Source organism: Paracoccus sp. Ld10 (genome assembly GCF_045064235.1).
GTDB lineage: Bacteria > Pseudomonadota > Alphaproteobacteria > Rhodobacterales > Rhodobacteraceae > Paracoccus.
The window spans coordinates 1-21,183 of the sequence record NZ_JBISHD010000005.1; the positions used below are offsets into that span (position 1 = coordinate 1).

The 21,183-nt window shown below is 66.5% G+C and carries 21 protein-coding genes; 10 read left to right on the forward strand and 11 right to left on the reverse strand.

Translation table 11 applies throughout. The features are described from left to right. The coding region (locus tag ACJJVR_RS02295; protein WP_405401912.1) for a hypothetical protein at positions 1 to 255 on the forward strand (255 nt) is incomplete at its 5' end. Between the two features lie 14 nt (positions 256 to 269). On the opposite strand, the gene ACJJVR_RS02300 is transcribed toward ACJJVR_RS02295, so the two are convergent. The 4 genes from ACJJVR_RS02300 to ACJJVR_RS02315 form a co-directional block, all read right to left on the reverse strand. After that, positions 270 to 890, reverse strand: coding sequence for a sulfite oxidase heme-binding subunit YedZ (locus ACJJVR_RS02300; RefSeq protein ID WP_405401914.1), 621 nt, complete (start codon positions 888 to 890; stop codon positions 270 to 272). Next, positions 890 to 1,810, reverse strand: coding sequence for a protein-methionine-sulfoxide reductase catalytic subunit MsrP (gene msrP / locus ACJJVR_RS02305; RefSeq protein ID WP_405401916.1), 921 nt, complete (start codon positions 1,808 to 1,810; stop codon positions 890 to 892). The genes ACJJVR_RS02300 and msrP overlap by 1 nt, the downstream gene beginning before the upstream one ends. Before the next feature lie 137 nt (positions 1,811 to 1,947). Continuing rightward, positions 1,948 to 3,984, reverse strand: a complete 2,037-nt coding sequence (gene recQ, locus ACJJVR_RS02310; RefSeq protein WP_405401918.1) for a DNA helicase RecQ — start codon at positions 3,982 to 3,984, stop codon at positions 1,948 to 1,950. Then, positions 3,984 to 4,274, reverse strand: a complete 291-nt coding sequence (locus ACJJVR_RS02315; protein ID WP_405402168.1) for a YggT family protein — start codon at positions 4,272 to 4,274, stop codon at positions 3,984 to 3,986. Before ACJJVR_RS02315 ends, recQ begins: the two co-directional genes overlap by 1 nt. Before the next feature lie 152 nt (positions 4,275 to 4,426). Between ACJJVR_RS02315 and ACJJVR_RS02320 the strand changes: the two genes are divergently transcribed. The 5 genes from ACJJVR_RS02320 to ACJJVR_RS02340 all read left to right on the forward strand — a co-directional run bounded on the left by ACJJVR_RS02320 (position 4,427) and on the right by ACJJVR_RS02340 (position 8,844). After that, a complete protein-coding gene (locus ACJJVR_RS02320) occupies positions 4,427 to 4,987 on the forward strand; it encodes an acyl-CoA thioesterase (RefSeq protein ID WP_405401919.1) in 561 nt (186 codons plus the stop codon). Between the two features lie 42 nt (positions 4,988 to 5,029). Further along, a complete protein-coding gene (locus tag ACJJVR_RS02325; RefSeq protein ID WP_405401920.1) occupies positions 5,030 to 6,400 on the forward strand; it encodes an MFS transporter in 1,371 nt (456 codons plus the stop codon). Beyond that, positions 6,397 to 7,260: a penicillin-insensitive murein endopeptidase gene (gene mepA, locus ACJJVR_RS02330; protein WP_405401922.1), complete on the forward strand. Its 864-nt coding sequence runs from the start codon at positions 6,397 to 6,399 to the stop codon at positions 7,258 to 7,260. Before ACJJVR_RS02325 ends, mepA begins: the two co-directional genes overlap by 4 nt. Continuing rightward, the gene (locus tag ACJJVR_RS02335; RefSeq protein ID WP_405401924.1) at positions 7,233 to 8,150 is read left to right on the forward strand and encodes an esterase-like activity of phytase family protein; all 918 of its coding nucleotides are present in this window, start codon (positions 7,233 to 7,235) and stop codon (positions 8,148 to 8,150) included. Before mepA ends, ACJJVR_RS02335 begins: the two co-directional genes overlap by 28 nt. A 91-nt stretch (positions 8,151 to 8,241) precedes the next feature. Then, a complete protein-coding gene (locus ACJJVR_RS02340; protein ID WP_405401926.1) occupies positions 8,242 to 8,844 on the forward strand; it encodes a queuosine precursor transporter in 603 nt (200 codons plus the stop codon). A gap of 323 nt (positions 8,845 to 9,167) precedes the next feature. Here ACJJVR_RS02340 and ACJJVR_RS02345 read toward each other — a convergent pair whose 3' ends face one another. Further along, positions 9,168 to 10,934 carry an L-lactate permease gene (locus ACJJVR_RS02345; RefSeq protein ID WP_405401927.1) on the reverse strand — a complete coding sequence of 589 codons (1,767 nt, stop codon included), beginning with the start codon at positions 10,932 to 10,934 and terminating at the stop codon, positions 9,168 to 9,170. 112 nt (positions 10,935 to 11,046) lie between these two features. Further along, positions 11,047 to 12,228 carry an acetyl-CoA C-acyltransferase family protein gene (locus ACJJVR_RS02350; protein WP_405401929.1) on the reverse strand — a complete coding sequence of 394 codons (1,182 nt, stop codon included), beginning with the start codon at positions 12,226 to 12,228 and terminating at the stop codon, positions 11,047 to 11,049. Between the two features lie 129 nt (positions 12,229 to 12,357). Here ACJJVR_RS02350 and ACJJVR_RS02355 point away from each other — a divergent pair, with 129 nt between their 5' ends. The 3 genes from ACJJVR_RS02355 (at position 12,358) to ACJJVR_RS02365 (ending at position 14,044) form a co-directional block, all read left to right on the forward strand. Further along, entirely contained in the window at positions 12,358 to 12,726 is a 369-nt protein-coding gene (locus ACJJVR_RS02355; RefSeq protein WP_405401931.1) for a winged helix-turn-helix domain-containing protein, read from the forward strand. 93 nt (positions 12,727 to 12,819) lie between these two features. Then, positions 12,820 to 13,404 (forward strand): lytic transglycosylase, encoded by a 585-nt coding sequence (locus ACJJVR_RS02360; RefSeq protein ID WP_405401932.1) that lies wholly within the window; start codon positions 12,820 to 12,822, stop codon positions 13,402 to 13,404. 52 nt (positions 13,405 to 13,456) lie between these two features. Then, entirely contained in the window at positions 13,457 to 14,044 is a 588-nt protein-coding gene (locus tag ACJJVR_RS02365) for a glutathione S-transferase family protein (protein ID WP_405401934.1), read from the forward strand. Here ACJJVR_RS02365 and ACJJVR_RS02370 read toward each other — a convergent pair. From ACJJVR_RS02370 to ACJJVR_RS02390, 5 genes are all read right to left on the reverse strand, one after another. Then, positions 14,023 to 15,210: an NAD(P)/FAD-dependent oxidoreductase gene (locus ACJJVR_RS02370; RefSeq protein ID WP_405401936.1), complete on the reverse strand. Its 1,188-nt coding sequence runs from the start codon at positions 15,208 to 15,210 to the stop codon at positions 14,023 to 14,025. The two genes, ACJJVR_RS02365 and ACJJVR_RS02370, sit on opposite strands and share 22 nt — an antisense overlap. Beyond that, entirely contained in the window at positions 15,207 to 16,235 is a 1,029-nt protein-coding gene (gene holA, locus ACJJVR_RS02375; RefSeq protein WP_405401937.1) for a DNA polymerase III subunit delta, read from the reverse strand. The genes ACJJVR_RS02370 and holA overlap by 4 nt, the downstream gene beginning before the upstream one ends. 3 nt (positions 16,236 to 16,238) lie before the next feature. After that, the gene (gene lptE / locus ACJJVR_RS02380; RefSeq protein WP_405401939.1) at positions 16,239 to 16,733 is read right to left on the reverse strand and encodes an LPS assembly lipoprotein LptE; all 495 of its coding nucleotides are present in this window, start codon (positions 16,731 to 16,733) and stop codon (positions 16,239 to 16,241) included. Then, positions 16,720 to 19,272, reverse strand: a complete 2,553-nt coding sequence (gene leuS, locus ACJJVR_RS02385) for a leucine--tRNA ligase (protein WP_405401940.1) — start codon at positions 19,270 to 19,272, stop codon at positions 16,720 to 16,722. The genes lptE and leuS overlap by 14 nt, the downstream gene beginning before the upstream one ends. 122 nt (positions 19,273 to 19,394) lie before the next feature. After that, positions 19,395 to 19,871, reverse strand: a complete 477-nt coding sequence (locus tag ACJJVR_RS02390; RefSeq protein ID WP_405401942.1) for a DUF3576 domain-containing protein — start codon at positions 19,869 to 19,871, stop codon at positions 19,395 to 19,397. A gap of 158 nt (positions 19,872 to 20,029) precedes the next feature. Between ACJJVR_RS02390 and ACJJVR_RS02395 the strand changes: the two genes are divergently transcribed. Beyond that, the gene (locus tag ACJJVR_RS02395) at positions 20,030 to 21,130 is read left to right on the forward strand and encodes a porin (RefSeq protein WP_405401944.1); all 1,101 of its coding nucleotides are present in this window, start codon (positions 20,030 to 20,032) and stop codon (positions 21,128 to 21,130) included. Positions 21,131 to 21,183: the final 53 nt, after the last annotated feature.

Genomic DNA, 21,183 nt, shown 5'->3' on the forward strand with positions numbered 1-21,183 from the left:
ATATCTCTTCAGATATCCATCAATGTCAAAAAGCAAGAGAACCAAAATCACGATCACGACGTCAACTCGACGCCACAACCGTCACCAAATCCCCAGAATGTCTCCCGATCCAACCGCGCCTCTCAGCACCGCCTTCCCGGCCCCTCCAGCGTTCCCGCCTTCGGTGAAGCGGTGTTTAGGCCGAGGTGCCGAGGGACGCAAGCGGGTTTTGTGAAAAAAACGTGTCAGCCGGTCAGTTTTCTTTCAATGTATTGAAAGTAAAAGAAACCTTAGGCGCGCGCCGGGCGTGTCCAGGACATCGGCCGACGAATCACCAGTCTGGAGGCCAGCAAAAGCCCGATCACCACGGCCCAGAAGATCGGTGCGATCTCGTTGACCTTGATCGCCCACAACCAGTGCATCGCAGCCAGCGGGGCGGCGACATAGACCAGCTTGTGCAGGCGTCGCCACGCCTGCCCCCCCATGCGCCGCAGGGACAGGTTGTTCGATGTCACGGCCAGGGCGACCACAATCAGGAAAGAGCCCATTCCGAACAGCAGATAGGGCCGCTTGAGGATGTCGCGCGCCATCTGTCCCCACAGCAGCCCCATATCCAGGACGATCCAGGACAGCACATGGGGCAGCGCATATGCGAAACAGGCCACCCCGATCGCACGCCGGAACCGCATCAACGACACGCCCGTCAGGCGCAGCAGCGGCGTCACCGCAAGCCCGCCGATCAGAAAGTACAGCGCGGTCTGGCCAAGGCGGTGTTCGACCTCCTGCACCGGATCGACGCCAAGGCCGCCCGTGAAGATGTCCCACAACAGGATGGCAAAGGGGATCGCCCCCGCCAGCCATACCGCCCAGACCGGAATACGCCGCAGCGCGTTGTTGATGCTGCGGATCATCAGTAGTTCACCGACAGGTCCATCCCCGCATACAGCGAGGCGACCTGATCGCCATAACCGTTGAACATCTGCGTTTCCTCACGCCCGCCGAACAGCCCCGAACCGATGACCCGGTGGGTGGCCTGACTCCAGCGCGGGTGATCGACCTGCGGGTTCACGTTGGCATAGAACCCGTATTCGCTGGCCTGCAGTTGTTTCCACGTGTTCACCGGTTCCTGCTCCAGCAGGTTGATGCGGACGATCGACTTGATCGACTTGAACCCGTATTTCCACGGCACCACCAGACGGATGGGCGCGCCGTTCTGGTTGGGCATCGGCTGATCGTACAGGCCGGTGGCCAGAATCGTCAGCGGGTTCATGGCCTCGTCCAGACGCAATCCCTCACGATAGGGCCAGTCCAGGATGGCGCGCTGTTGGCCAACCATCTCCTCGGGGCGGACAAGGGTCTCGAATTCGACGAACTTGGCACTTGGCTGGACACCGACCTTGGCCAGCACGGATGCCAGCGGCACGCCGATCCAGGGAACCACCATCGACCATGCCTCGACGCAACGCAGGCGATAGATGCGTTCCTCCAGCGCGTTGTCGGGGGCCAGATCCTCGACGCCGTAACTGCCGGGGCGGTCGACCAGACCGGTGATCTCGACCGACCACGGATCGGTCGTCAGCGCAGCCGCATTGCGGGCCGGGTCTTCCTTGCCGGTGCCGAATTCATAGAAATTGTTGTAGTTGGTGATCTCTTCGAACGTGTTGGGCGTCTGGTCTGTGGACAGGGGCGACGGTCGCCCGGTCATGCCCTGTGCCTGAACCCGTCCGGCCAATGCCGGCAGCGCGACCGCCGCCGCGCCCGCGGCCATGAACTTGCGTCGGTCCAGAAAGATCTTGTGCGGCGTGACGTCAGACCAATTCAGCTTCATCATGTTCTCCGATCGGGTTGCCCCAACGGGGCGTTGCCCATGCGTTATCGCATGATCCACGCACAGCATTGCGCAAATGATGCATCACGTTCGGTTGACCATTCGCTGAAACGCGGCTGTTCGTTACAGCCGGATCAAGACTATTCGGCGCGCACGATCTCGGCCAGGAACGCATCGCCGAACCGTTCCATCCGCGGCACGTCCAGATGGCGCGCCAACCCGTCGGCCCCCGTGGGGCGGCTTTCCGCGATGCGCTTGATCTGCGCGGTAGAGCAGGACAGCGGCTTGTCGGTGCCATCAGGTCCGCGCTGCAGGTCCAGTTGCATGGCCATCAGGCGGTCGAACAGCGCGCCTTCGGGCTTGCCCGCAAGGGCACGCCGCGCCGGGTGCATCTCGGGCTGGGCACCGGCGATGACCTCCAGGAAGGCGCGGCCGAAACTGTCCAGTTTCTTGGCCCCCACGCCTCCGATGCGGGCCATCTGGTCCAGGTCCTGTGGCCGCTTTTCGGCCATCTCGATCAGGGTGCGGTCGGGAAAGATGACATAGGCAGGCACGCGCGCCGCCTCGGCCAGCGCACGCCGCTTGGCCTTCAGCGCGGACAGCAGCGGTTCGTCCTCCTCGCTGACCTGGGTGCGCAGAACGTTGGCGGGCTTGGCCCCCTTGGTCGTGTCCTCGCGCAGCGTCACGCTCTCCTCGCCGCGCAGGATCGGGTGCGCCGTTTCGGTCAGGTGCAGCGCGCCGTGGCGTTCGGGGTCAGGGCGGCACAGGTCCAGTCCCATCATCTGCCGAAAGATCGCCTGCCACTGGCCGCGTCCGTGTTCGCGCCCGACGCCGAATGTCGGCAGCTGGTCATGACCGCGTTCGCGCACCTTGTCCGTGGTGGTGCCGGTCAGGATGTCGATCAGATGACCGCTGCCGAACCATTCGCCAGTGCGCACCATCGCGGACAGCGCCTTGCGGACCGCCAGCGTGCCGTCGAACAGTTTTGGCGGGGCCTGACACAGGTCGCAATTGCCGCAATCTGCCGCCGTCTCCTCGCCGAAATAGGCCAGCAGGCGTCGACGGCGGCAACCGGTCGCCTCGGCCAGACCCAGCAGCGCGTTCAGACGCGCGTGGTCGCCCGATTTGCGCGCCGGATCGGCCAGCCCCTCGTCGATCTGGGTGCGGCGCAGGCGGATGTCGTCGGGTCCATACAGCGTCAGCGTATCCGCCGGATCACCGTCCCGGCCCGCACGCCCGATCTCCTGGTAGTAACCCTCGATGGATTTCGGCAGGTCGGCATGCATGACCCACCGGATGTCCGGCTTGTCGATGCCCATGCCGAACGCGACGGTCGCCACGACGATCAGCCCATCCTCGGTCTGGAACCGCGCCTCGGCCTCGCGCCTGGCTTCGGCCTCCAGGCCCGCGTGATAGGCGATGGCCGGGTGCCCCGCCTCGCGCAGCGCCTGTGCCAGCGTTTCTGTCCGCGCGCGCGCGCCGCAATAGATGATGCCCGACTGTCCCCGGCGCGCTGCGGCATAGGCCAGGACCTGCGTGCGCGGGCTGTTCTTGGGCTGAAACGCCAGACGGATGTTCGGGCGGTCGAACCCGCGCAGGAATGTGGTCGGGGCTTGCCCGTCGAACAGGCGGGTGACGATCTCGGCACGGGTTTCCACGTCGGCGGTGGCGGTAAAGGCCGCCAGCGGCACGTCCAGCGTGCGCTTCAGATCGCCGATGCGTAGATAGTCGGGGCGGAAATCATGGCCCCACTGGCTGACGCAATGCGCCTCGTCGACCGCGATGGCGGTCACGCCCGCCCGGCGCAGCAGGTTCACGGTCCCACCCGATGCCAGCCGTTCGGGCGCCATGTACAGCACCTTCATCCGCCCGTCGGCGATGGCCGAAAAGACAGCGTCGGTCTCGGCCTCGGTATTGCCGCTGGTCAGGGCGCCTGCCTCGACCCCCGCTTCGCGAAGCGCGCGCACCTGATCGCGCATCAGCGCGATCAGCGGCGATATGACCACCGTCACCCCGTCCCGCATCAGCGCGGGCAGCTGAAAGCACAGCGACTTGCCGCCACCCGTCGGCATGATCGCCAGCACGTCGCGGCCTGCGGCCACCGCCTCGACGATCTCTTGCTGTCCGGGGCGGAAACCGTCGAATCCCCAGACCTGGCGCAGCAGGTCGGTGGGCATCAGCCGTAAAAGAAGCCCGCGTTGTTCGCCAGGGCGCGCTGCGCGATGATGATGATGATGAACACGACCAGCGGTGCCAGATCCAGGCCCCCGGTGCTGGGCAGGATGTTGCGGATAGGCTGATAGATCGGCTCCAGCAGGCGGTTCAGCCCGTCCCAGATCTGAGCGACCAGCGGCTGGCGCAGGTTCAGGACCTGAAAGTTGATCAGCCAGGACATGATGATATGGACGATCATGATGAACCACAGAACCTGCAGGATCAGTTGCAGGGCTTCGTACAGGGTTCCCATCGTCGTCTCCTTGGTCATGTGGCGCGTGTTGGGGCACTGTATGGCCGCGCGTCCGCCCGGACGCAAGCGGGACGCGACCAGATGCCGCCGCGTCCCGCTTGACGCCCGCGTGATCGCGCGCCACCCACGGGACAGCACGAAAGGCCCCGCCCATGTATCCGCTGATCCGCTTTGCCAAGGAACTGATCAAGTTCCGCAACGCCCCCGCCCTGGACCCCCTGGGCACGCATGTGTCGTCGCACATGTGCTGGCCCTGGGATCTGGACCCTTGGTGGGAGCTGAACAACGGCCGCACCCTGACCCTGTTCGACCTGGGTCGCATCCCGCTGGCGCGGCGCACCGGGCTGGTGCCGATCCTGCGCGCGAATGGCTGGGGCATCACGGTGGCGGGCAATTCGACCCGCTATCGCCGTCGTATCCGCGCGTTTGAACGGTTCACCATGATCTCGCGGACCGTGGGCTGGGACGCGCGCTTTGTCTACATGGACCAGTCCATGTGGAAGGGCGCCGAATGCTGCAACCAGGTGATGATCCGGTCCGCCGTGACCTCGGCCCAAGGCATCGTCGCCCCCGCCCGCGTGATGGAGGCCCTGGGCCACGGCCCGGACAGCCCGCCCCTGCCCGACTGGATCGCAGCATGGATCGCGGCGGACGCGACCCGTCCCTGGGCGCCCGTCATCCCCGATGATGCGAAACTTCACTTGCCACTCTAGGGGCGGCTGTTCCTTATGGCGCAAAAGCCATGAGGGACGGACATGACGATCGATCGCAGGCGGGTCTGGGGCTGGTGGTTCTTTGACTGGGCCAGCCAGCCGTATCACACGCTGCTGCTGACCTTCGTCTTTTCGATCTATTTCGCCGAGGTCGCGCGCACGCATTTCATCACCCTGGGCATGGACGCCACCCAGGCCGGTGCACAGGCACAGGCCCTGTGGGGCTATGGCCTCGCGATCACGGGTGTGTTGATCGCACTGGCGGCACCCGTGCTGGGTGCCATCGCGGACAGTTCGGGGCGGCGGATGCCGTGGGTCTGGGTGTTCTCGGGGTTCTGCGTGGTGGGCGCCGCGGGCCTGTGGACCCTGACCCCGGTCCAGCCGCCGCTGATCCAGGCGATCGTGCTGTTCGGCATCGGCCTGATCGGGGTCGAGTTCGCCACCATCTTCACCAACGCCATGCTGCCCGCCCTGGCCCCGCGCGCCGAGATCGGGCGGCTCTCCGGGTCGGGCTATGCCTTCGGCTATCTGGGCGGGGTCGCGGCGCTGGCCGTGATGCTGCTGCTGTTCGCGGAAACGCCTTCGGGGCGCACGCTGCTGGGCATCCCGCCGCTGTTCGGCCTGGACCCTGCGCTGCGCGAGGGAACAAGGTTTGTGGGGCCGCTGACGGCGATCTGGTACGCGGTCTTCATGATCCCGTTCTTTCTGTGGGTCCGCGAACCGGGGCCCGGCCGCCCGGTGCAGGTGCGCCGTGCCCTGCACGACCTGTGGGCGCTGATCCGCAGCCTGCGGCACCGGCGCGGCCTGGCCGCGTGGCTGGCATCGTCGATGTTCTCGCGCGATGCGCTGAACGCGCTGTACGGGTTCGGCGGCGTCTATGCCGGGACGGTGCTGGGCTGGCCGGTGTTTCTGGCGGGCGTGTTCGGGGTGGTCAGCGCGATCTCGGCCGCGGTGATCAGTTGGGCCGGCGGGCGCGCCGATCGCGCCTTCGGCCCGCGGGCCGTGATCGTGGCATCCATCCTGGCGCTGATGGCGGTCTGCACGCTGCTGGTGGGCATGGACCGTACATCGGTAATGGGCATTGCCACGCCCGACCCGATCCTGGGCGCGCTGCGCCTGCCCGACCTGATCTTTTTCGCCTGCGGTGCGGTGATCGGGGGCGCGGGCGGCGCGCTGCAGGCGGCCAGCCGCACGATGATGGTGCGCCACACGACCCCCGACCGCGCGACCGAGGGCTTTGGCCTCTATGCGCTGTCGGGCAAGGCCACGGCCTTTCTGGCGCCCTTTTTGATCGCGGTGACGACCGATCTGACCGGGAATCAGCGCATCGGCTTTCTTCCCCTGATCGTGATCTTCCTTGGCGCGCTGGTTCTGCTAGTGTGGGTCGACCCCGAAGGAGAGGCCACGACGTGATCCGCAAGACCCTGACCGCCGCCGCCGTCCTGATGGGCCTGGCTTTGCCCGCATCGGCCCAATCGCTGGCCAAGGACGTTTTCGGCGGCTTCCGCACGGCGTCCGGCGGACCTGCCGTGTCCATCGGCAACCATTCCCAGGGCTGTGCGCAGGGCCTGGTGCAGATGCCCGAAAGCGGGCCCAGCTGGCAGGCCATGCGCCTGTCGCGCAACCGCAACTGGGGCCACCCCGAAACCATCGGCTTTCTGCAGGGGCTGTCTCGCGCGGCCCAGCAGGCCGGCTGGCAGGGGCTGTATATCGGCGATATCAGCCAGCCGCGCGGCGGGCCGATGCTGACCGGCCATGCCAGTCACCAAATGGGCCTGGACGCCGACATCTGGATGCTGCCGCCATCGTCGCTTGGCCTGTCGTCGCAACAGCGCGAGAATTTGTCGTCGGTTTCCGTCGTGGCGAATGGCGGGACGGCGCTGTCGGCCAACTGGACGGGCGGGCACATGTCGATCATGCGCGCCGCCGCCCGCGATCCGCGGGTCGAACGCATCTTTGTCGATCCCATCGCCAAGGTCGCGATGTGCCAGATGGAGACGGGCAACCGCGACTGGCTGCGCAAGATCCGGCCCCTGAACAGCCACGACTATCATTTCCACGTCCGCATGAACTGCCCGGCGGGCTCCGCCTGTCAGGCGCAAAACCCGATCCCCGCGGGCGACGGATGCGCCGAGGCGCAGGAATGGATCAATGTCCGCATCGACCCCAGCCGCGCGAAACCGTCCACCCCGGACCCGAACTATCGTCACCCCCGCACCTACCGGATGAGCGATCTGCCAGCCCAATGTTCGACCGTCGCCTCGGCACCCTGACGCTGGCCCTTCTGGGCTTTGTCCTTGCAACCGCGCCTGCCCGTGCAGGCGCGGTTCTTGATTATGTCGGCACCTATGTCTGGTCTATGGACCAGACGACCTTCGGGGGGTTCTCTGGGATCGACATCAGCGCCGACGGCACCGGCTTTCACGCGCTGACCGACCGGGCGCACCTGTACTGGGGCCGGGTCGAACGCGATGCGCAGGGGCTGGTGCGCGGCATGGCGGTCGCCGGGCGCACCAACCTGAACGACAGCAAGGGCCAGCCCCTGCCCCCCGGCTATACCGGCGACAGCGAAGGCATCGCCGTCGGCCCCGACGGTCGCATCCATGTCAGCTTCGAAGGGCTGGACCGGGTCGCGACCTATGACGACCCCGACGCCCCCGCCACCACCCATCCCCGCCCGCCGGAACTGCCCGGCATCGGCGTGAACGTGGGCCTCGAGGCGCTGGCGATTGCCGATGACGGCACGCTGTTCGCGGTGCCCGAACGGTCGGGTTCCGAAAGCCAGCCGTTTACCATCCTGTCCTTTGACGGCGCATGGACGGAATATGGCCAGATCCGCCGCGACCCGCGCTGGCGGGCGGTGGGCGCCGATTTCGGTCCTGACGGCTGGTTCTATCTGCTGGAACGCGACTTTCGCGGCATCTTCGGCTTTGCCTCGCGGGTGCGTCGGATGCGACTGGCACCGGGCGTGATCCAGGACGACGAAATCCTGCTGGAAACGCGGCCCCTGCAATACGACAACCTCGAGGGCATCTCTGTCTGGGACGACGGCGTGGGCATGCGGATCACCCTGATCTCGGACGACAACTTCCTGTTCGTCCAGCGAACAGAGATCGTCGAATACCGCCTGCGCGACAGCGACCTGCAGGCGCTGCGGAATTGACAACACGGCCCGCGCGGGCGTAAGGCCCGCGCTGCCCCGCCAACCGGGGGCCGAGTTCTTCCGCAACCTTCGCAAAAACGGAAACCCACAGATGATCCGCTTTCTGCCCGGCATCCTTGCCATGGCCGCCATCGTCGCGGCCTCGAACGTCCTGGTCCAGTTCACGGTCGCCACCTGGCTGACCTGGGGGGCCTTCACCTATCCACTGGCCTTCCTGATCACCGACGTGATGAACCGCGTTCACGGCGCCGCCGCTGCGCGCCGCGTCGTGCTGGCCGGGTTCGTCACCGGGGTCATATGGTCGCTGATCGCCGCCGGGCTGGACGCCACGACGTTGCGGATCGCCATCGCGTCCGGGACCGCGTTCCTGGTGGCGCAGATGGTCGACGTGCAGGTGTTCGACACGCTGCGCGGCGGGCGCTGGTGGCGGGCGCCGCTGGTCTCGACCCTACTGGGGTCGGCGCTGGACACGGTGCTGTTCTTTGGAATCGCCTTTGCCGCGGCGCTGCCCGCGGATGGCAATACGGGCTGGGCCAACGAGGCGGTTCCGCTGCTTAGCGCGGGACCGCTCAGCCCGCTGTGGGTTTCGTTGGCACTTGCCGATTGGCTGGTCAAACTTGGTCTGGCGATACTGGCCCTTGTGCCGTTCCGTATCATCGTGCGCAATTTATTGGGCCAAAGGGCAGAAAGCTGATTGACAGATTCTCGATCTGTGTCAGCCTGTCCCTATACAGCAATCTTTTGAAAGGAGGTGGTCCAGTGTCTAGAGTGATAGTGGAGAGACGTTTCGGAACAGTCGGGGGGACCACGGCCTGAGGGCAGCCCCAAAGGCCATCACCCCTGGTTGGGACCGGACCTGCGTCCGCCCCTAACCGGACCATCTCCTTGGATCTCGCGGACCGCCTTTTGCTGGGCGGTCCGTTCCTTTTTGTGCCGCGCGTTTCACCGTCGCCGCAGGGCGCAATGAAAAACGGGCGGCCCCAAGGGACCGCCCGTGTCAACACCCCGCGCCTGATATCAGGCGCGCGCCGGTATCGCGGCCCGGCTGCGATTGGCACGCATCGTGCCGATCACCACCGCGGCCCAGATCACCGCCGCCAGCCACCACAGCCCGCCGCCGATCAGCGCCATTCCGATCAGACCTGCCTGCACCACATAATAGGCCATGGTGATCAGCGTCTTGCGGATGATGTCGCCTTCGCGGTCGGTCAGGCCCACGACGGCCGATGCGGCCACCACGTTGTGCACGCAGACCATGTTGCCCGCGGCACCGCCGACAGCCTGCAGCACCACCACGATGGTGATTCCCGCAATGTCCAGCCCGATGCCTTGCGCCGCCGAGAACTGGAACAACGAGAACATCATGTTCGACACCGTGTTCGACCCGGCGATGAACGCGCCAAGCGCACCGACGATCGGCGCAAACAGGGGCCAGCTGGCACCGGTCGCGGCGGCCATCCCCTCGGCCAGGGTGATCGGCATGGATGCCACCCCCTCCGAGCCCGAGTTGATGAACACCTGCACCATCGGCACCGCCAGCAGCAGCGCAGGCGCCGCGGCCAGCATCGTGCGTCCGGAAATCGCCCAGGCCCGGCCGTAGTCGCTGCCCCGCATGCGGAACAGCGCGACCGAGATCAGCGATGCGATGATCATCACAGTTCCCGGCGAATAGGCGAACTGCGCGGTCGCGTTGATGCCCGACCCGAACAGGTCGCGCATTGCCAGCGTGGTGTCGGGCCCGGTCAGCCACGCCTTGAGCGGCGCGATGGTCCGCGTCAGCACCAGCAGCGCCGCGACGATGACATAGGGCATCCACGCCGTCAGCAAACCGATGCGGCGATCCTGGGGCCCCAGTTCGGCCTGATCGGGCTCGATGTTGCCCTGCCAGCCCTCGACCCATTGGGCGCGCGGCGGAAAATCGAACGTGTCGGACGGCAGGAACCACCCGGCCCGCGCCGCTGGCACCACGATCATCAGGCCGATCAGCCCGCCCAGCAGCGACGGGAATTCCGGCCCCAGCACGCGCGCGACCAGCAGATAGGGCATCGTGAATGCCAATCCGGCAAAGATCGCGAACTTCCACGCGCGGAAACCCTTGGCAAAGCTGCGATCGGTGCCAAAGAACCGCGTCAGCATGCCGACCATCAGCAGCGGGATCAGCACCCCGACCAGCGCATGGACCAACGCGACCTGTGCGGCCACGACCGGCACGTATTCCGCCAGGGTCATCGGCGCGATGGCACTGGCGACCTCGGGGCTGTTGGACAGGCCGGTGTTGATGCCGACCAGCATCGGCGTTCCGACCGCGCCGAACGACACGGGCGTGGACTGAATGATCAGCGTGACCATGACCGCGGCCATGGCCGGAAAGCCGATGGCCAGCAGCAGCGGCGCTGCGACGGCCGCGGGCGTGCCGAATCCCGACGCACCCTCGATCATGGACCCGAACATCCACGCGATGATGATCGCCTGGATGCGCCGGTCGGGCGAGATGTCCATGAACCCCCGACGGATGGTGCGGATCGCACCCGATTCCTGCACCGTGTACAGCAGCAGGATCGCGCCAAAAACGATGTAGAGCAGCGTCACCGCCGTCACCAGACCGTTGACCGTGGCCCCCGCAACCCGCGCCAACGGCGCCCCCCACAGAAACAGCGCCAAAAGCACCGTGACCGCATAGGCGGTCATCATCGACAGTTTGGCCGACCGTCGCATGACGACCAGCAACACAAACACCACCGCGACCGGCAATGCCGCGGCGATGAACATTATTCCCTGTGACACCCCAACTCCTCCTCGAATTGTTGACGTCATTCGGAACAGGTTCGCGGCGGAAAGCAAGAAAAAACCGGTCTGGAAACCAGACCGGTTGCGCAAACGTCGCCAGGATCGTGCGTCAGTCGCGGCGGATCGCGATGGCGATGCCCTGCCCGCCGCCGATGCACATGGTGATCAGCGCGGTGCGACCGCCCGTCCGCTCCAGCTCGTGGATCGCCTTGACCATCAGAATCGCACCCGTGGCACCCACGGGATGGCCCAGGGCGATGGCGCCGCCGTTGGGGTTCACGCGGGCGGGGTCCAGGCCCAGCCCCTTGTTCACGGCCAGCGCCTGCGCAGCAAAGGCCTCGTTCGATTCGATCACGTCGAAATCCGTGGCCTTCAGCCCGGTCCGTGCCATCAGCGCCTGAACCGCGGGGATCGGGCCGATGCCCATCACCTCGGGGCGCACGCCGGCAACGGCATAGCCCAGGATCCGCGCCCGCGGTGTCAGCCCCGCGCGTTCGGCCGCATCGGCCCGTGCCAGAACCAGCGCCGCGGCACCATCGTTGATGCCGCTGGCATTGCCCGCGGTCACGCTGCCACCCTTCTGGAACACCGCCCTGAGGCCGGCCAGCTTGTCCAAGCTGGTGTCTTTGGGGTGTTCGTCGGTGTCAAAGGCGACCATGCCCTTGCGCGACTTGACCTCGACCGGGACGATCTGATCCGTGAAATGACCCGCCGCGATGGCCGCTGCCGCACGACGCTGCGATTCCATTGCGAATGCGTCCTGCTGTTCGCGGGTGATGTCATGTTCGGCGGCGACGTTTTCCGCCGTGACGCCCATGTGGCCCGTGCCCATCGGACAGGTCAGCGCGCCGGTCATCATGTCCAGCATCGACTGGTCGCCCATCTTGGCCCCGAACCGGGCGGACGGCACGATATAGGGCGACCGGCTCATGGTTTCGGCGCCGCCGGCGACCGCGAAATCGGCATCACCCAGCATCAGCGCCTGCGCTGCCGACACGATGGCCTGCGCCCCCGATCCGCACAGGCGGTTCACGTTCATCGCGGGGGTGGTGTGCGGGATGCCCGCCTCCAGCATGGCCACGCGGGACAGGTACATGTCGCGGGGTTCGGTGTTGATGACATGGCCGAATACCACCTGTTCGATCCGGTCGGGCGCCACGCCCGCCCGTTCCAGCGCGGCGCGGGTGACGGTGGCGGCCAGCGTGATCGGCGGAACCGCCGCCAGGCTGCCACCAAAGGTGCCGATGGCGGTGCGGGCGCCGGACAGGATGACGATATCGGATGCGGACATGGATGGGCCTCCTCTTGCCTTTGGCGCCAGTCTGGGCGCAGCGAACGACCCCCGCAACCGTGCCGTCGCGGCAAATTGCATGCACCTGCGCAAGGCGCTATGGAGTGTGGGAATAACGAAAGGCATCCCATGACCCAGACCGGCCCCCGGCTGCGCATCAAGCTGCGCCTGGAATACGACTCGCCGTTGATCCTGGGGCCGGGCAAGGCCGAATTGCTGGCGCGGATCGGGCGGCTTGGGTCGATCTCGGCCGCCGCGCGCGAGATGGGGATGAGCTACAAGCGCGCCTGGACCCTGGTCGAGGAGATGAACACCGCCTTTGCCGACCCGGTCATCGACAGTGCGCGGGGCGGCGCGGGCGGCGGCGGCGCCACCGTGACCCCCACCGGACAGCAGGTGCTGACCCATTACCGGGCGCTGGAATCGCTTTTGCGCGATGCGGGCGCGGCCGATCTGATGGCGCTGAATGCGCTGTTGCGGCCGGAAGGATCGGGCTGATCCACAGGCAGGCCGCAGCCCCTTCCGGCTTTGTGATTTAACAGCCGGGCGATTTTGCGTAGACTGTCCGCAAAACGATAGAACGAGGGCAGGATGAACAGGCTACTGAAACTGGCCATTGTCGGGCTGGTCGCTTCGTGCGGGGGCGGTGGGAACTACAGCGCGCCCCGGCAGCTGGACAACGCATGCGCGATCACGTCGGAACGACCCGCCTATCTGCGCGCCATGCGCCAGACCGAACGCAAATGGGGCGTGCCGGTCCATGTGCAGATGGCAACCCTGTATCAGGAATCGAAATTCATCGGTGATGCGCGGACCCCGCATCAATACGCGCTTGGCGTCATTCCCATCGGCCGTCAAAGCAGCGCGTTCGGCTATTCCCAGGCTTTGGACGCCACCTGGGAGGAATACCAGCAAGAGACCGGAAACCGCCGCGCCCGCCGCGACAACATCCGCGATGCGACCGATTTCATGGGCTGGTACATGCATGGCAGCCAGCAGCGGCTTGGCCTGTCCAAAGGCGATGCCACCTCGCAGTACCTGGCCTATCACGAAGGGCGCAGCGGCTTTGCCCGTGGCAGCTATCGTCAGAAAAGCTGGTTGGTGCGCGTCGCGGGATCGGTGGGCCAGCGGTCCGAGATGTACCGCCAGCAGCTGGTGGGTTGCCGCCGCGCTTGACGCGGCACGGGGGGTGGGGCCTTCTGTTCGTCCAACGGCCAGGAGGATCCCCATGTACCGCGTCATCGGCACTGCCAAGTCCCGCGCCCTGCGCGTCCTGTGGATGCTGGAGGAGCTGGGACAACCCTACGAACACATTCCCGCCAACCCCCGCAGCGACGGCGTGGCCCAGTTCAACCCCGCGGGCAAGGTTCCGGTCCTGATCGACGACGGCACGCCGATCACCGATTCGACCGCGATCCTGACCTATCTGGCCGATCGGCACGGCGACCTGACCCACCCGGCGGGCACGCTGGACCGGGCGCGCCAGGACAGCCTGACACAGTTCCTGCTGGACGAATTCGACGCCGCCCTGTGGCTGGCCGCCCGCCACAGCTTTGTCCTGCCCGAGGAGATGCGCCTTGGTGCGATCAAGAACACCCTGCGGTGGGAATTCGAGGCCAGCCAGAAGACCCTGGTCCATCGCATGGCCGACGGCCCCTATCTGATGGGTGACCGGATGACCGTGCCCGACCTGATCCTGACGCATTGCCTGGACTGGGCCTTGTCGGCGCGGTTTCCCGTCGTCGAACACCGCCTGACCGAATACCTGGACCGCACCCGCCAGCGCCCCGCCTATCAGCGGGCCGCGGCGCTCTGAAGCCTGCGGGCCGCGGCCTGACCCGCCCGCAGCCCGGTCGCCATGCAGGTGGTCAGCAGATAGCCGCCCGTCGGTGCCTCCCAGTCCAGCATCTCTCCGGCGGCAAAGGTGCCGGGCAGCGCGTGCAGCTCCAGGTCCGGCGTCAGCGCGTCGGACCGGATGCCCCCGGCAGATGAGATCGCCCGCGCCATCCCCATCGGCCCGGCATGGTGCAGGGGCAGCGCCTTGGCCCGCGCGGCCCAGCCATGGGCGGTATCCGGCAAAGGCCGACCCCATTCCAGCAGCAGGCCGACCCGCGCCGGATCGCCCAGAACGCGCCGCAGCCAGTTCCCCAGGCTCAGCCGCCCGCGCGGTTGTCCAAATCGCCGCGCCAAGCCCGCGTGGTCCAGATCCGGGGCCAGATCGACATGCGCCGCCTGACCGTCGCGGATCGGGGCCGCGACCGCATAGACGCCGCCGCCCTCGATCCCGTCCGGGGTGATGACCCATTCGCCGCGGCTGACATGGTCGCCCGCGCGAATTGCGACACCCTTGACCGGCGTGCCGTACAGCCGCGCCATCGCGGGCGACCAATCGACTCGGAACCCCATATTGGCCTGGCGAAAGGGCGCGACGGAAACCCCTGCCCCGGTCAGGATCGGCACCCAAGCCGCGTCCGACCCAAGTCGCGGCCAACTGGCGCCGCCCAAGGCCAGCACCGTCACGTCGGGTTGCAGCACATGGCGTCCGTCCGGCGTGTCAAAGACGAATCCGCCCTCCAGCCCGACCCACCGCCAGCGCGACCGCAATTCGACCCCACCTGCCCGCAGACGTGCCAGCCACGCCCGCAGCAGGGGCGATGCCTTCATGCCCATCGGGAACACCCGGCCCGTCGACCCGGCGAACAGCGTGATGCCCAGACCTTCGGCCCAGTCCCGCACCGCCTGCGGACCGAACGTCCCGGCATCGGTGGACAGGTAATCGCGCCCATTCGACGCGATCTGGGCACCGAAATCCGTCAGGGGTTCGTCGCGCGTCAGGTTCAACCCCGATTTCCCGGCCATCAGGAACTTGCGCGCGGGCGTGGGCATCGCGTCGACCACCACCACCTGACGGCCCGGCGCCATCAGCGCCTCGGCCGCCATCAGCCCAGCAGGTCCCGCCCCGATCACCAGGGCAAAGGTCACCGCCGCCCCCGCGGCTTCATCGCCAGACGGAGCAGGGCGCGTTCCACCAACGGCATCTGCGGTGCGCGGCTGGCCGAGCGCAGCGTCATGTCGGTGGCCAACAACAACGACACCGCCTCCTCCAGCGGGCCCATGCCCCAGCTTTGGGCCTGACGGGTCATGCGGTCGCGGCGGGGGCCAAAGACAGGCGGCCGCGCGCGGGCCAGCGCCACCCCCGGTCCGCCCGGATCGGCGGCGGCCAGATGCAGCGTGCGAAAATGGCGCAGCGCGCCGATGCACAGGGTCACGGGTGCAATGCCCTGCTGTTCGATCCGCCGCATCAGCGGGCCGAAATCGGCCTCGCGGCGTTCGGCGACGGTGTGGATCAGCTCATCCAGATCGGCCTCGATGGTGGCGGGGGCCAGCAGGGCGATCTCGTCGACCGTCAGGGGGGCGGGGTCCTGGTATTTGTACAGGCCGATCTTTTCGACCGTCTGGCGCAGGTCGCCGGGGTCCAGCGCCCGTGCCAGCAGGCCCAGTTCGCGCATCGCGTCGCGCGGCACCTCGCGCAGGCCGGCGTCCGCCAGCCACCGGGCGATCTCGTCCTCGGAGGGTGGGTCGTCATAGATGGGGGCGGTCACCGCCTGGCCGTGCGTCTCGAACAGGCGGCGCAGGGACGACGACTTGGACAGGCTGGCCGCGGTGACCACGATCACCGCATCCCCCTGCCGCCAACCGGTCAGCGCATCGCGGATCGCGTCGGTGGCCAGATCGGGCGTGTCCTCGACCACGACCACGCGGGGGCCGGGAAAGAACCCGACCTCGCGCACCGCGTCGATCAGCTGGGCGGGGTCCTTTTTCAGGCCGGCGCCGGGCATGCGGGTCAGGCGCATCTCTTCGTCGGCCTTGTCGCCGGTCAGGGCGCGCACGACCTCGGCCCGTTTCAGCGCGACGCGCATCGCGTCCTGCCCATAGATCAGCACCCCCGGCCGCGACGGGTCGGGGCGGGCCAGATAACGCGCGATCTCGGCCCCCTTCAGCAGCATGGATCAGTCCGGCAGGGTGCGGGCGGCGGCCAGCAGGCGCGTGACGACCTGATCGGCCAGCATCAGCGCCAGCCGTTCGCGGGCATCGCCCTCAGCCGCCAGGGTGGAGATGGTCGTGCCGGTCGTGGAATAGGACGTAAAGCTGCTGACGCGGCCTTGGGTGATCACCGCGCCATCGGGCCCCGTCAGCGCGAAATCGGCGGTGCCGTTCAGCGAATAGCGCGTCGTGACCTCGTCCGGGGTGATGGCCTGCGCCACGACACCCGCACTGATGCGATAGTCCAGGTCATAGACCGCCGCATCCTCGGGGCCCAACCGCTCTGCCAGGCGGCGGTTGAAGACAAAGTCCAGCGGCGTGTCCGGGTCGCGCGGGCGGACCTTGCCGAACAGCGCAGCGCCGCCGCCGCCCGGACCATAGACCGGCGACAGCCCGCAGGCCGCCAACCCCGTGACGGCCAGCAACCCCAGCAGGACCGCGCGGCGATCAGGCGACCACATTGACGATCCGCCCCGGCACCACGATCAGCTTTTTCACCGCAGCCCCGTCCAGGAACCGCAGCACGGTATCGTCGGCCAGCACCAGCGCCTCGATATCGACCTTGGACATGTCGCGGGCGACGGTGATCTCGGCCCGACGCTTGCCGTTGATCTGAATCGGAAGGGTCACGCTGTCATCCTCCAGCAGGGCCGGGTCAGCCTTGGGCCAGCCCGCATCCACGACCATGCCCTGCCCGCCCGATTTCGACCAGACCTCTTCGGCCAGATGCGGCACCATCGGCGCCATCAACTGGGCCATGATCCGCAACGCCGCGCGGCGCGCCTCTCCGCCAGCCTGCGATTTCGCCACTGCATTGGCCAGCTCGTACAGCTTGGCGACCGCCTTGTTGAAAGCGAACCCCTCGATCGCCCTGGTGACATCCGCGATGGCGCGATGGGCCGCGCGCGTCAGATCGGCGTGGTCGCCCCCGTCCGGGAAATCGCCCGCGGGCACCTCGTCGGCCAGACGCCAGACACGCGACAGGAACTTGAACGCGGCCTCGGCCCCGGCGGCGGTCCATTCCACGTCGCGTTCCGGCGGGCTGTCCGACAGCATGAACCAACGTGCGGTGTCCGCCCCAAAGTTTTCGACGATGTTCATCGGATCGACGACGTTCTTCTTCGACTTGGACATCTTGGCCGAGGGGATGACCTCAACCGGGGTGCCATCGGCCAGCGCACCGTCGGTCACGCTTTCGGGCAGGTGATAGACGGGGCGCCCCTTGGCGTCGCGCGTCATATAGATCTCATGGGTGACCATGCCTTGGGTGAACAGGGCGTTGAACGGTTCCCGGGCCGCCTCGGGCAAATGCCCGGTCGCGACCATCGCCCGCGCAAAGAACCGCGAATAGAGCAGGTGCAGGATGGCGTGTTCGATGCCCCCGATATATTGATCCACATTCATCCAGTAATCGGCATCGGCGCGGTTCGTCGGCGTATCGGCATGCGGGCTGGTAAAGCGGGCGTAATACCACGACGAATCGACGAACGTGTCCATCGTGTCGGTTTCGCGCGTCGCCGTGCCGCCGCATTTCGGACAGGTCGCCTGACGCCATGTGGCGTGCCGGTCCAGCGGGTTTCCGGGCACGTCAAAGGTCACGTCCTGCGGCAGCAGCACGGGCAGGTTTTCCTTGGCCTCGGGGACGGTGCCGCAGGTGCCGCAATGCACGACGGGGATCGGACAGCCCCAGTAGCGCTGGCGCGAGATGCCCCAATCGCGCAGGCGGAATTTGGTCACGCCCTCACCATAGCCCGCGCTTTCGGCATGGGCGATGGCCGCGTCCACAGCGACCTCTCCGGTCTGGTCCGCCATGCCGCTGAAGCCGCGGACATAGGTCACGGGTTCGGACTTGGCCGGCACAAAGGGCGCGTCGGCCACCAGCGCGTCGGCCTGATCCAGCGTCATGCCCGGCTGACCAAAGGTCGCGCGGATCGGCAGGTCGTACTTGCGTGCGAACTCGTGGTCGCGCTCATCATGCGCCGGGCTGCCGAAAATCGCGCCGGTGCCGTAATCCATCAGAACGAAATTCGCGATCCAGATCGGCAGGTTCCAGTCCGCGTCCAGCGGATGCGCGACGGTCAGGCCGGTGTCAAAGCCCAGCTTGGGCGCGGTCTCGATCGCCTCTTCGGTGGTGCCGATCTTGCGGCACTCCTCGCGAAAGGTCTCGATCTCGGGACGGGTCGCGGCCAGGTCCCTGACCAGCGGGTGATCCGGCGACAGGGCCACAAAGGACGCACCCATCAGCGTATCGGGACGGGTCGTATAGACCTCGATCGCATCATGCCCCGCGGGCGCATCGACCGTCCGGAACGTGAACTGCAGGCCGCGTGACTTGCCGATCCAGTTGGCCTGCATCAGGCGCACCTTTTCCGGCCAGCCCGACAGCCCGTCCAGCGCCGTCAGCAATTCGTCGCTGTAATCGCTGATCCTGAAGAACCACTGGGTCAGTTCCTTGCGCTCGACCGCCGCGCCCGACCGCCAGCCCTTGCCATCGATGACCTGTTCGTTGGCCAGCACGGTCATGTCGACCGGGTCCCAGTTCACCTGCGCCGATTTGCGCGTGATCAGACCCGCCTCCAGCATGTCCAGAAACAGCGCCTGTTGCTGCGCCACATAGGCGTCGTCGCAGGTCGCGAATTCCCGGCTCCAGTCGATGGACAGGCCCAGGGGCTTCAGCTGATCGCGCATCGTGGCGATATTGGCATAGGTCCAGTCGCGGGGGTGGCCACCCTGCTCCATCGCGGCGTTTTCCGCAGGCATGCCAAACGCGTCCCATCCCATCGGATGCAGCACGGAAAAACCCTGCGCGCGCTTGAACCGCGCCACCACATCGCCCATCGCGTAATTGCGCACATGGCCCATGTGGATGCGCCCCGACGGATAGGGGAACATCTCCAGCACATAGTATTTCGGGCGTTCGTCGCGGATGGCGACAAAGGCCTCGGCATCGGCCCAGGCCGTCTGCCAACGGGCTTCGCTTGTCGCGGGATCATAGGGCATGGGGAACCTCGGGCGTCATTCGTTGCCCACAGGGTCTATACGCCCCGCTTGTGCGGGTCCAGATGCGGCCTGACCGGTGGTGTTCCGGATGCCGCAGTACACCATGTGCCGCGAATGCGACCTTACAGGCGTCCGTCCTGGATGCGCAGCTGGCGGGCACGGGTCAGGATCGCATCCTCTACCGCGCGGACGGTGCCGGGTTCGACCGCGGCACCGCCGGGTCCCTGCAACGCCAGGCGCAGACTGCGCGCGTCCAGCGCCGGGTCGCTGATCTGGATCGTGGCGCGATAGGACCGCCCCCCGCCCGGCGGCGTGCCGTATCCTGTCTGGATCACGCCGGTAAACGGATCGACCGTCTGCACTGGCAAAAAGCTCAGCACGTCCAGGCTGGCATTCCACAGGTACTTGTTCACGCCGACCATCTGATCGGGGTTCCCCGACCGTACGAACAGGTCCTGGATCAGGGTTCCACGTTCCGCCGGGCGCATGTCACGGTCCAGGATCGGGCCTGCATTCTCGGTCGAGCCGTTGCCGCAGGCAGCCAGCCCCGCGCATAGCGTCGTGACGATCATCAGGCGCGTCGCGCGTGCATAGGTCATCCCAGTCCCTCGAAGGTCAGTGCATTCGCCGTCAGCATTAGCCCGGATCGCAACCCCGAAACAAGCGCTTTGGCCCGCCGCGGCCTGCCGTCCCGGCACGACCGATACTCTGCCCAGTGCACCGCATCACGAAAGTGTGGCTCAAGTGCATCACGGAAATGGGCAAAGAAAACAGGCACAGCTTGATTCCGTTGCATCACAAAGTCGAAAGGGTGAAACAAATCGCATACCCAAGGCGGGAGCGCCGGCTTGGGCAACAGAGAGACAAGAGGGAAAACACCATGAAAAAGGCACTTATCGCCTCGACCGCGCTGGTCCTGACCGCCGGCATCGCCGCAGCAGACGTCACCATCTCGGGTTATGGCCGCACCGGCATCCTGTACCAGGAAGACGGCGTTCGTGGCGACGACACCAACGACGCGATCATCCAGTCGCGCCTGCGCATGAACATCGACGCAACGACCTCGACCGACCAGGGCGTCGACTTTGGTGGCCGCATCCGTCTGCAGTGGGACCAGGGCGATGACGAAACCACGATCGCGCCGGGCTACCTCTATGTCACCGCCAGCGGCCTGACCGTCGAAATCGGCAACTCGAACACCGCCTACGACAGCTCGAACCTGATGTATTCGTCGGAAATCGGCATCTACTCGCGTTCGTTCGGCAACTCGCGCGGCGACTTCTTCGCGTACAACACCGACGGCTACCCGACGTTCACGAACATCGTCGACGGCGCTATCGATCGTCGCAGCGACTACATGGGCGTCCTGGTCAGCTACACCGTTGACGACCTGACCGTCCGCGCGTCGCAGGTCGACCCCGATCAGGTTTCCTCGGTCGATGGCACCGAAAAGGAATACGGCCTGTCGATCGACTATGTCTACAACGACACGATCACCCTGTCGGCAGCGGCACTGAAGGACGGCGCCGGCATCGACGGCAACGACCAGTACTTCGTCGGCGCAGAATACGCGTTCAACGAAAAGACCGACATCGGCCTGCTGTACTTCGACAACGGCGATCTGGATGACGGCGTCGACCTGGGCAACACCGTGACCCTGTACGGTAGCTACCTGGTCGCACCGCTGACCACGATCAACGGCTATGTCGCCAACAACGACGGCGACGACAACGAGACCGACAATGCATACGGTATCGGTGGCGAATACGACCTGGGCGGCGCCAAGCTGGCCGGTTCGGTTCAGCGCGGCTACGACGAGAACATCACCGCCGACATGGGCGTGCGCTTCGACTTCTGATCCTTCGCGATCAAACGTCACATGGAAAGAGCGGGCCTTGCGCCCGCTCTTTT

Bases quoted from the DNA above. Each gene is read 5' to 3' on its own strand.
- ACJJVR_RS02335 (WP_405401924.1), top strand. From the start codon at position 7,233: ATGTTCGACCGTCGCCTCGGCACCCTGACGCTGGCCCTTCTGGGCTTT.
- lptE (WP_405401939.1), bottom strand. From the start codon at position 16,733: ATGTGGTCGCCTGATCGCCGCGCGGTCCTGCTGGGGTTGCTGGCCGTC.
- recQ (WP_405401918.1), bottom strand. From the start codon at position 3,984: ATGCCCACCGACCTGCTGCGCCAGGTCTGGGGATTCGACGGTTTCCGC.
- leuS (WP_405401940.1), bottom strand. From the start codon at position 19,272: ATGCCCTATGATCCCGCGACAAGCGAAGCCCGTTGGCAGACGGCCTGG.
- ACJJVR_RS02325 (WP_405401920.1), top strand. From the start codon at position 5,030: ATGACGATCGATCGCAGGCGGGTCTGGGGCTGGTGGTTCTTTGACTGG.
- ACJJVR_RS02360 (WP_405401932.1), top strand. From the start codon at position 12,820: ATGAACAGGCTACTGAAACTGGCCATTGTCGGGCTGGTCGCTTCGTGC.
- ACJJVR_RS02315 (WP_405402168.1), bottom strand. From the start codon at position 4,274: ATGGGAACCCTGTACGAAGCCCTGCAACTGATCCTGCAGGTTCTGTGG.
- ACJJVR_RS02340 (WP_405401926.1), top strand. From the start codon at position 8,242: ATGATCCGCTTTCTGCCCGGCATCCTTGCCATGGCCGCCATCGTCGCG.
- holA (WP_405401937.1), bottom strand. From the start codon at position 16,235: ATGCTGCTGAAGGGGGCCGAGATCGCGCGTTATCTGGCCCGCCCCGAC.
- msrP (WP_405401916.1), bottom strand. From the start codon at position 1,810: ATGATGAAGCTGAATTGGTCTGACGTCACGCCGCACAAGATCTTTCTG.
- ACJJVR_RS02365 (WP_405401934.1), top strand. From the start codon at position 13,457: ATGTACCGCGTCATCGGCACTGCCAAGTCCCGCGCCCTGCGCGTCCTG.
- ACJJVR_RS02355 (WP_405401931.1), top strand. From the start codon at position 12,358: ATGACCCAGACCGGCCCCCGGCTGCGCATCAAGCTGCGCCTGGAATAC.
- ACJJVR_RS02350 (WP_405401929.1), bottom strand. From the start codon at position 12,228: ATGTCCGCATCCGATATCGTCATCCTGTCCGGCGCCCGCACCGCCATC.
- ACJJVR_RS02300 (WP_405401914.1), bottom strand. From the start codon at position 890: ATGATCCGCAGCATCAACAACGCGCTGCGGCGTATTCCGGTCTGGGCG.
- ACJJVR_RS02320 (WP_405401919.1), top strand. From the start codon at position 4,427: ATGTATCCGCTGATCCGCTTTGCCAAGGAACTGATCAAGTTCCGCAAC.
- ACJJVR_RS02395 (WP_405401944.1), top strand. From the start codon at position 20,030: ATGGGCAAAGAAAACAGGCACAGCTTGATTCCGTTGCATCACAAAGTC.
- ACJJVR_RS02390 (WP_405401942.1), bottom strand. From the start codon at position 19,871: ATGACCTATGCACGCGCGACGCGCCTGATGATCGTCACGACGCTATGC.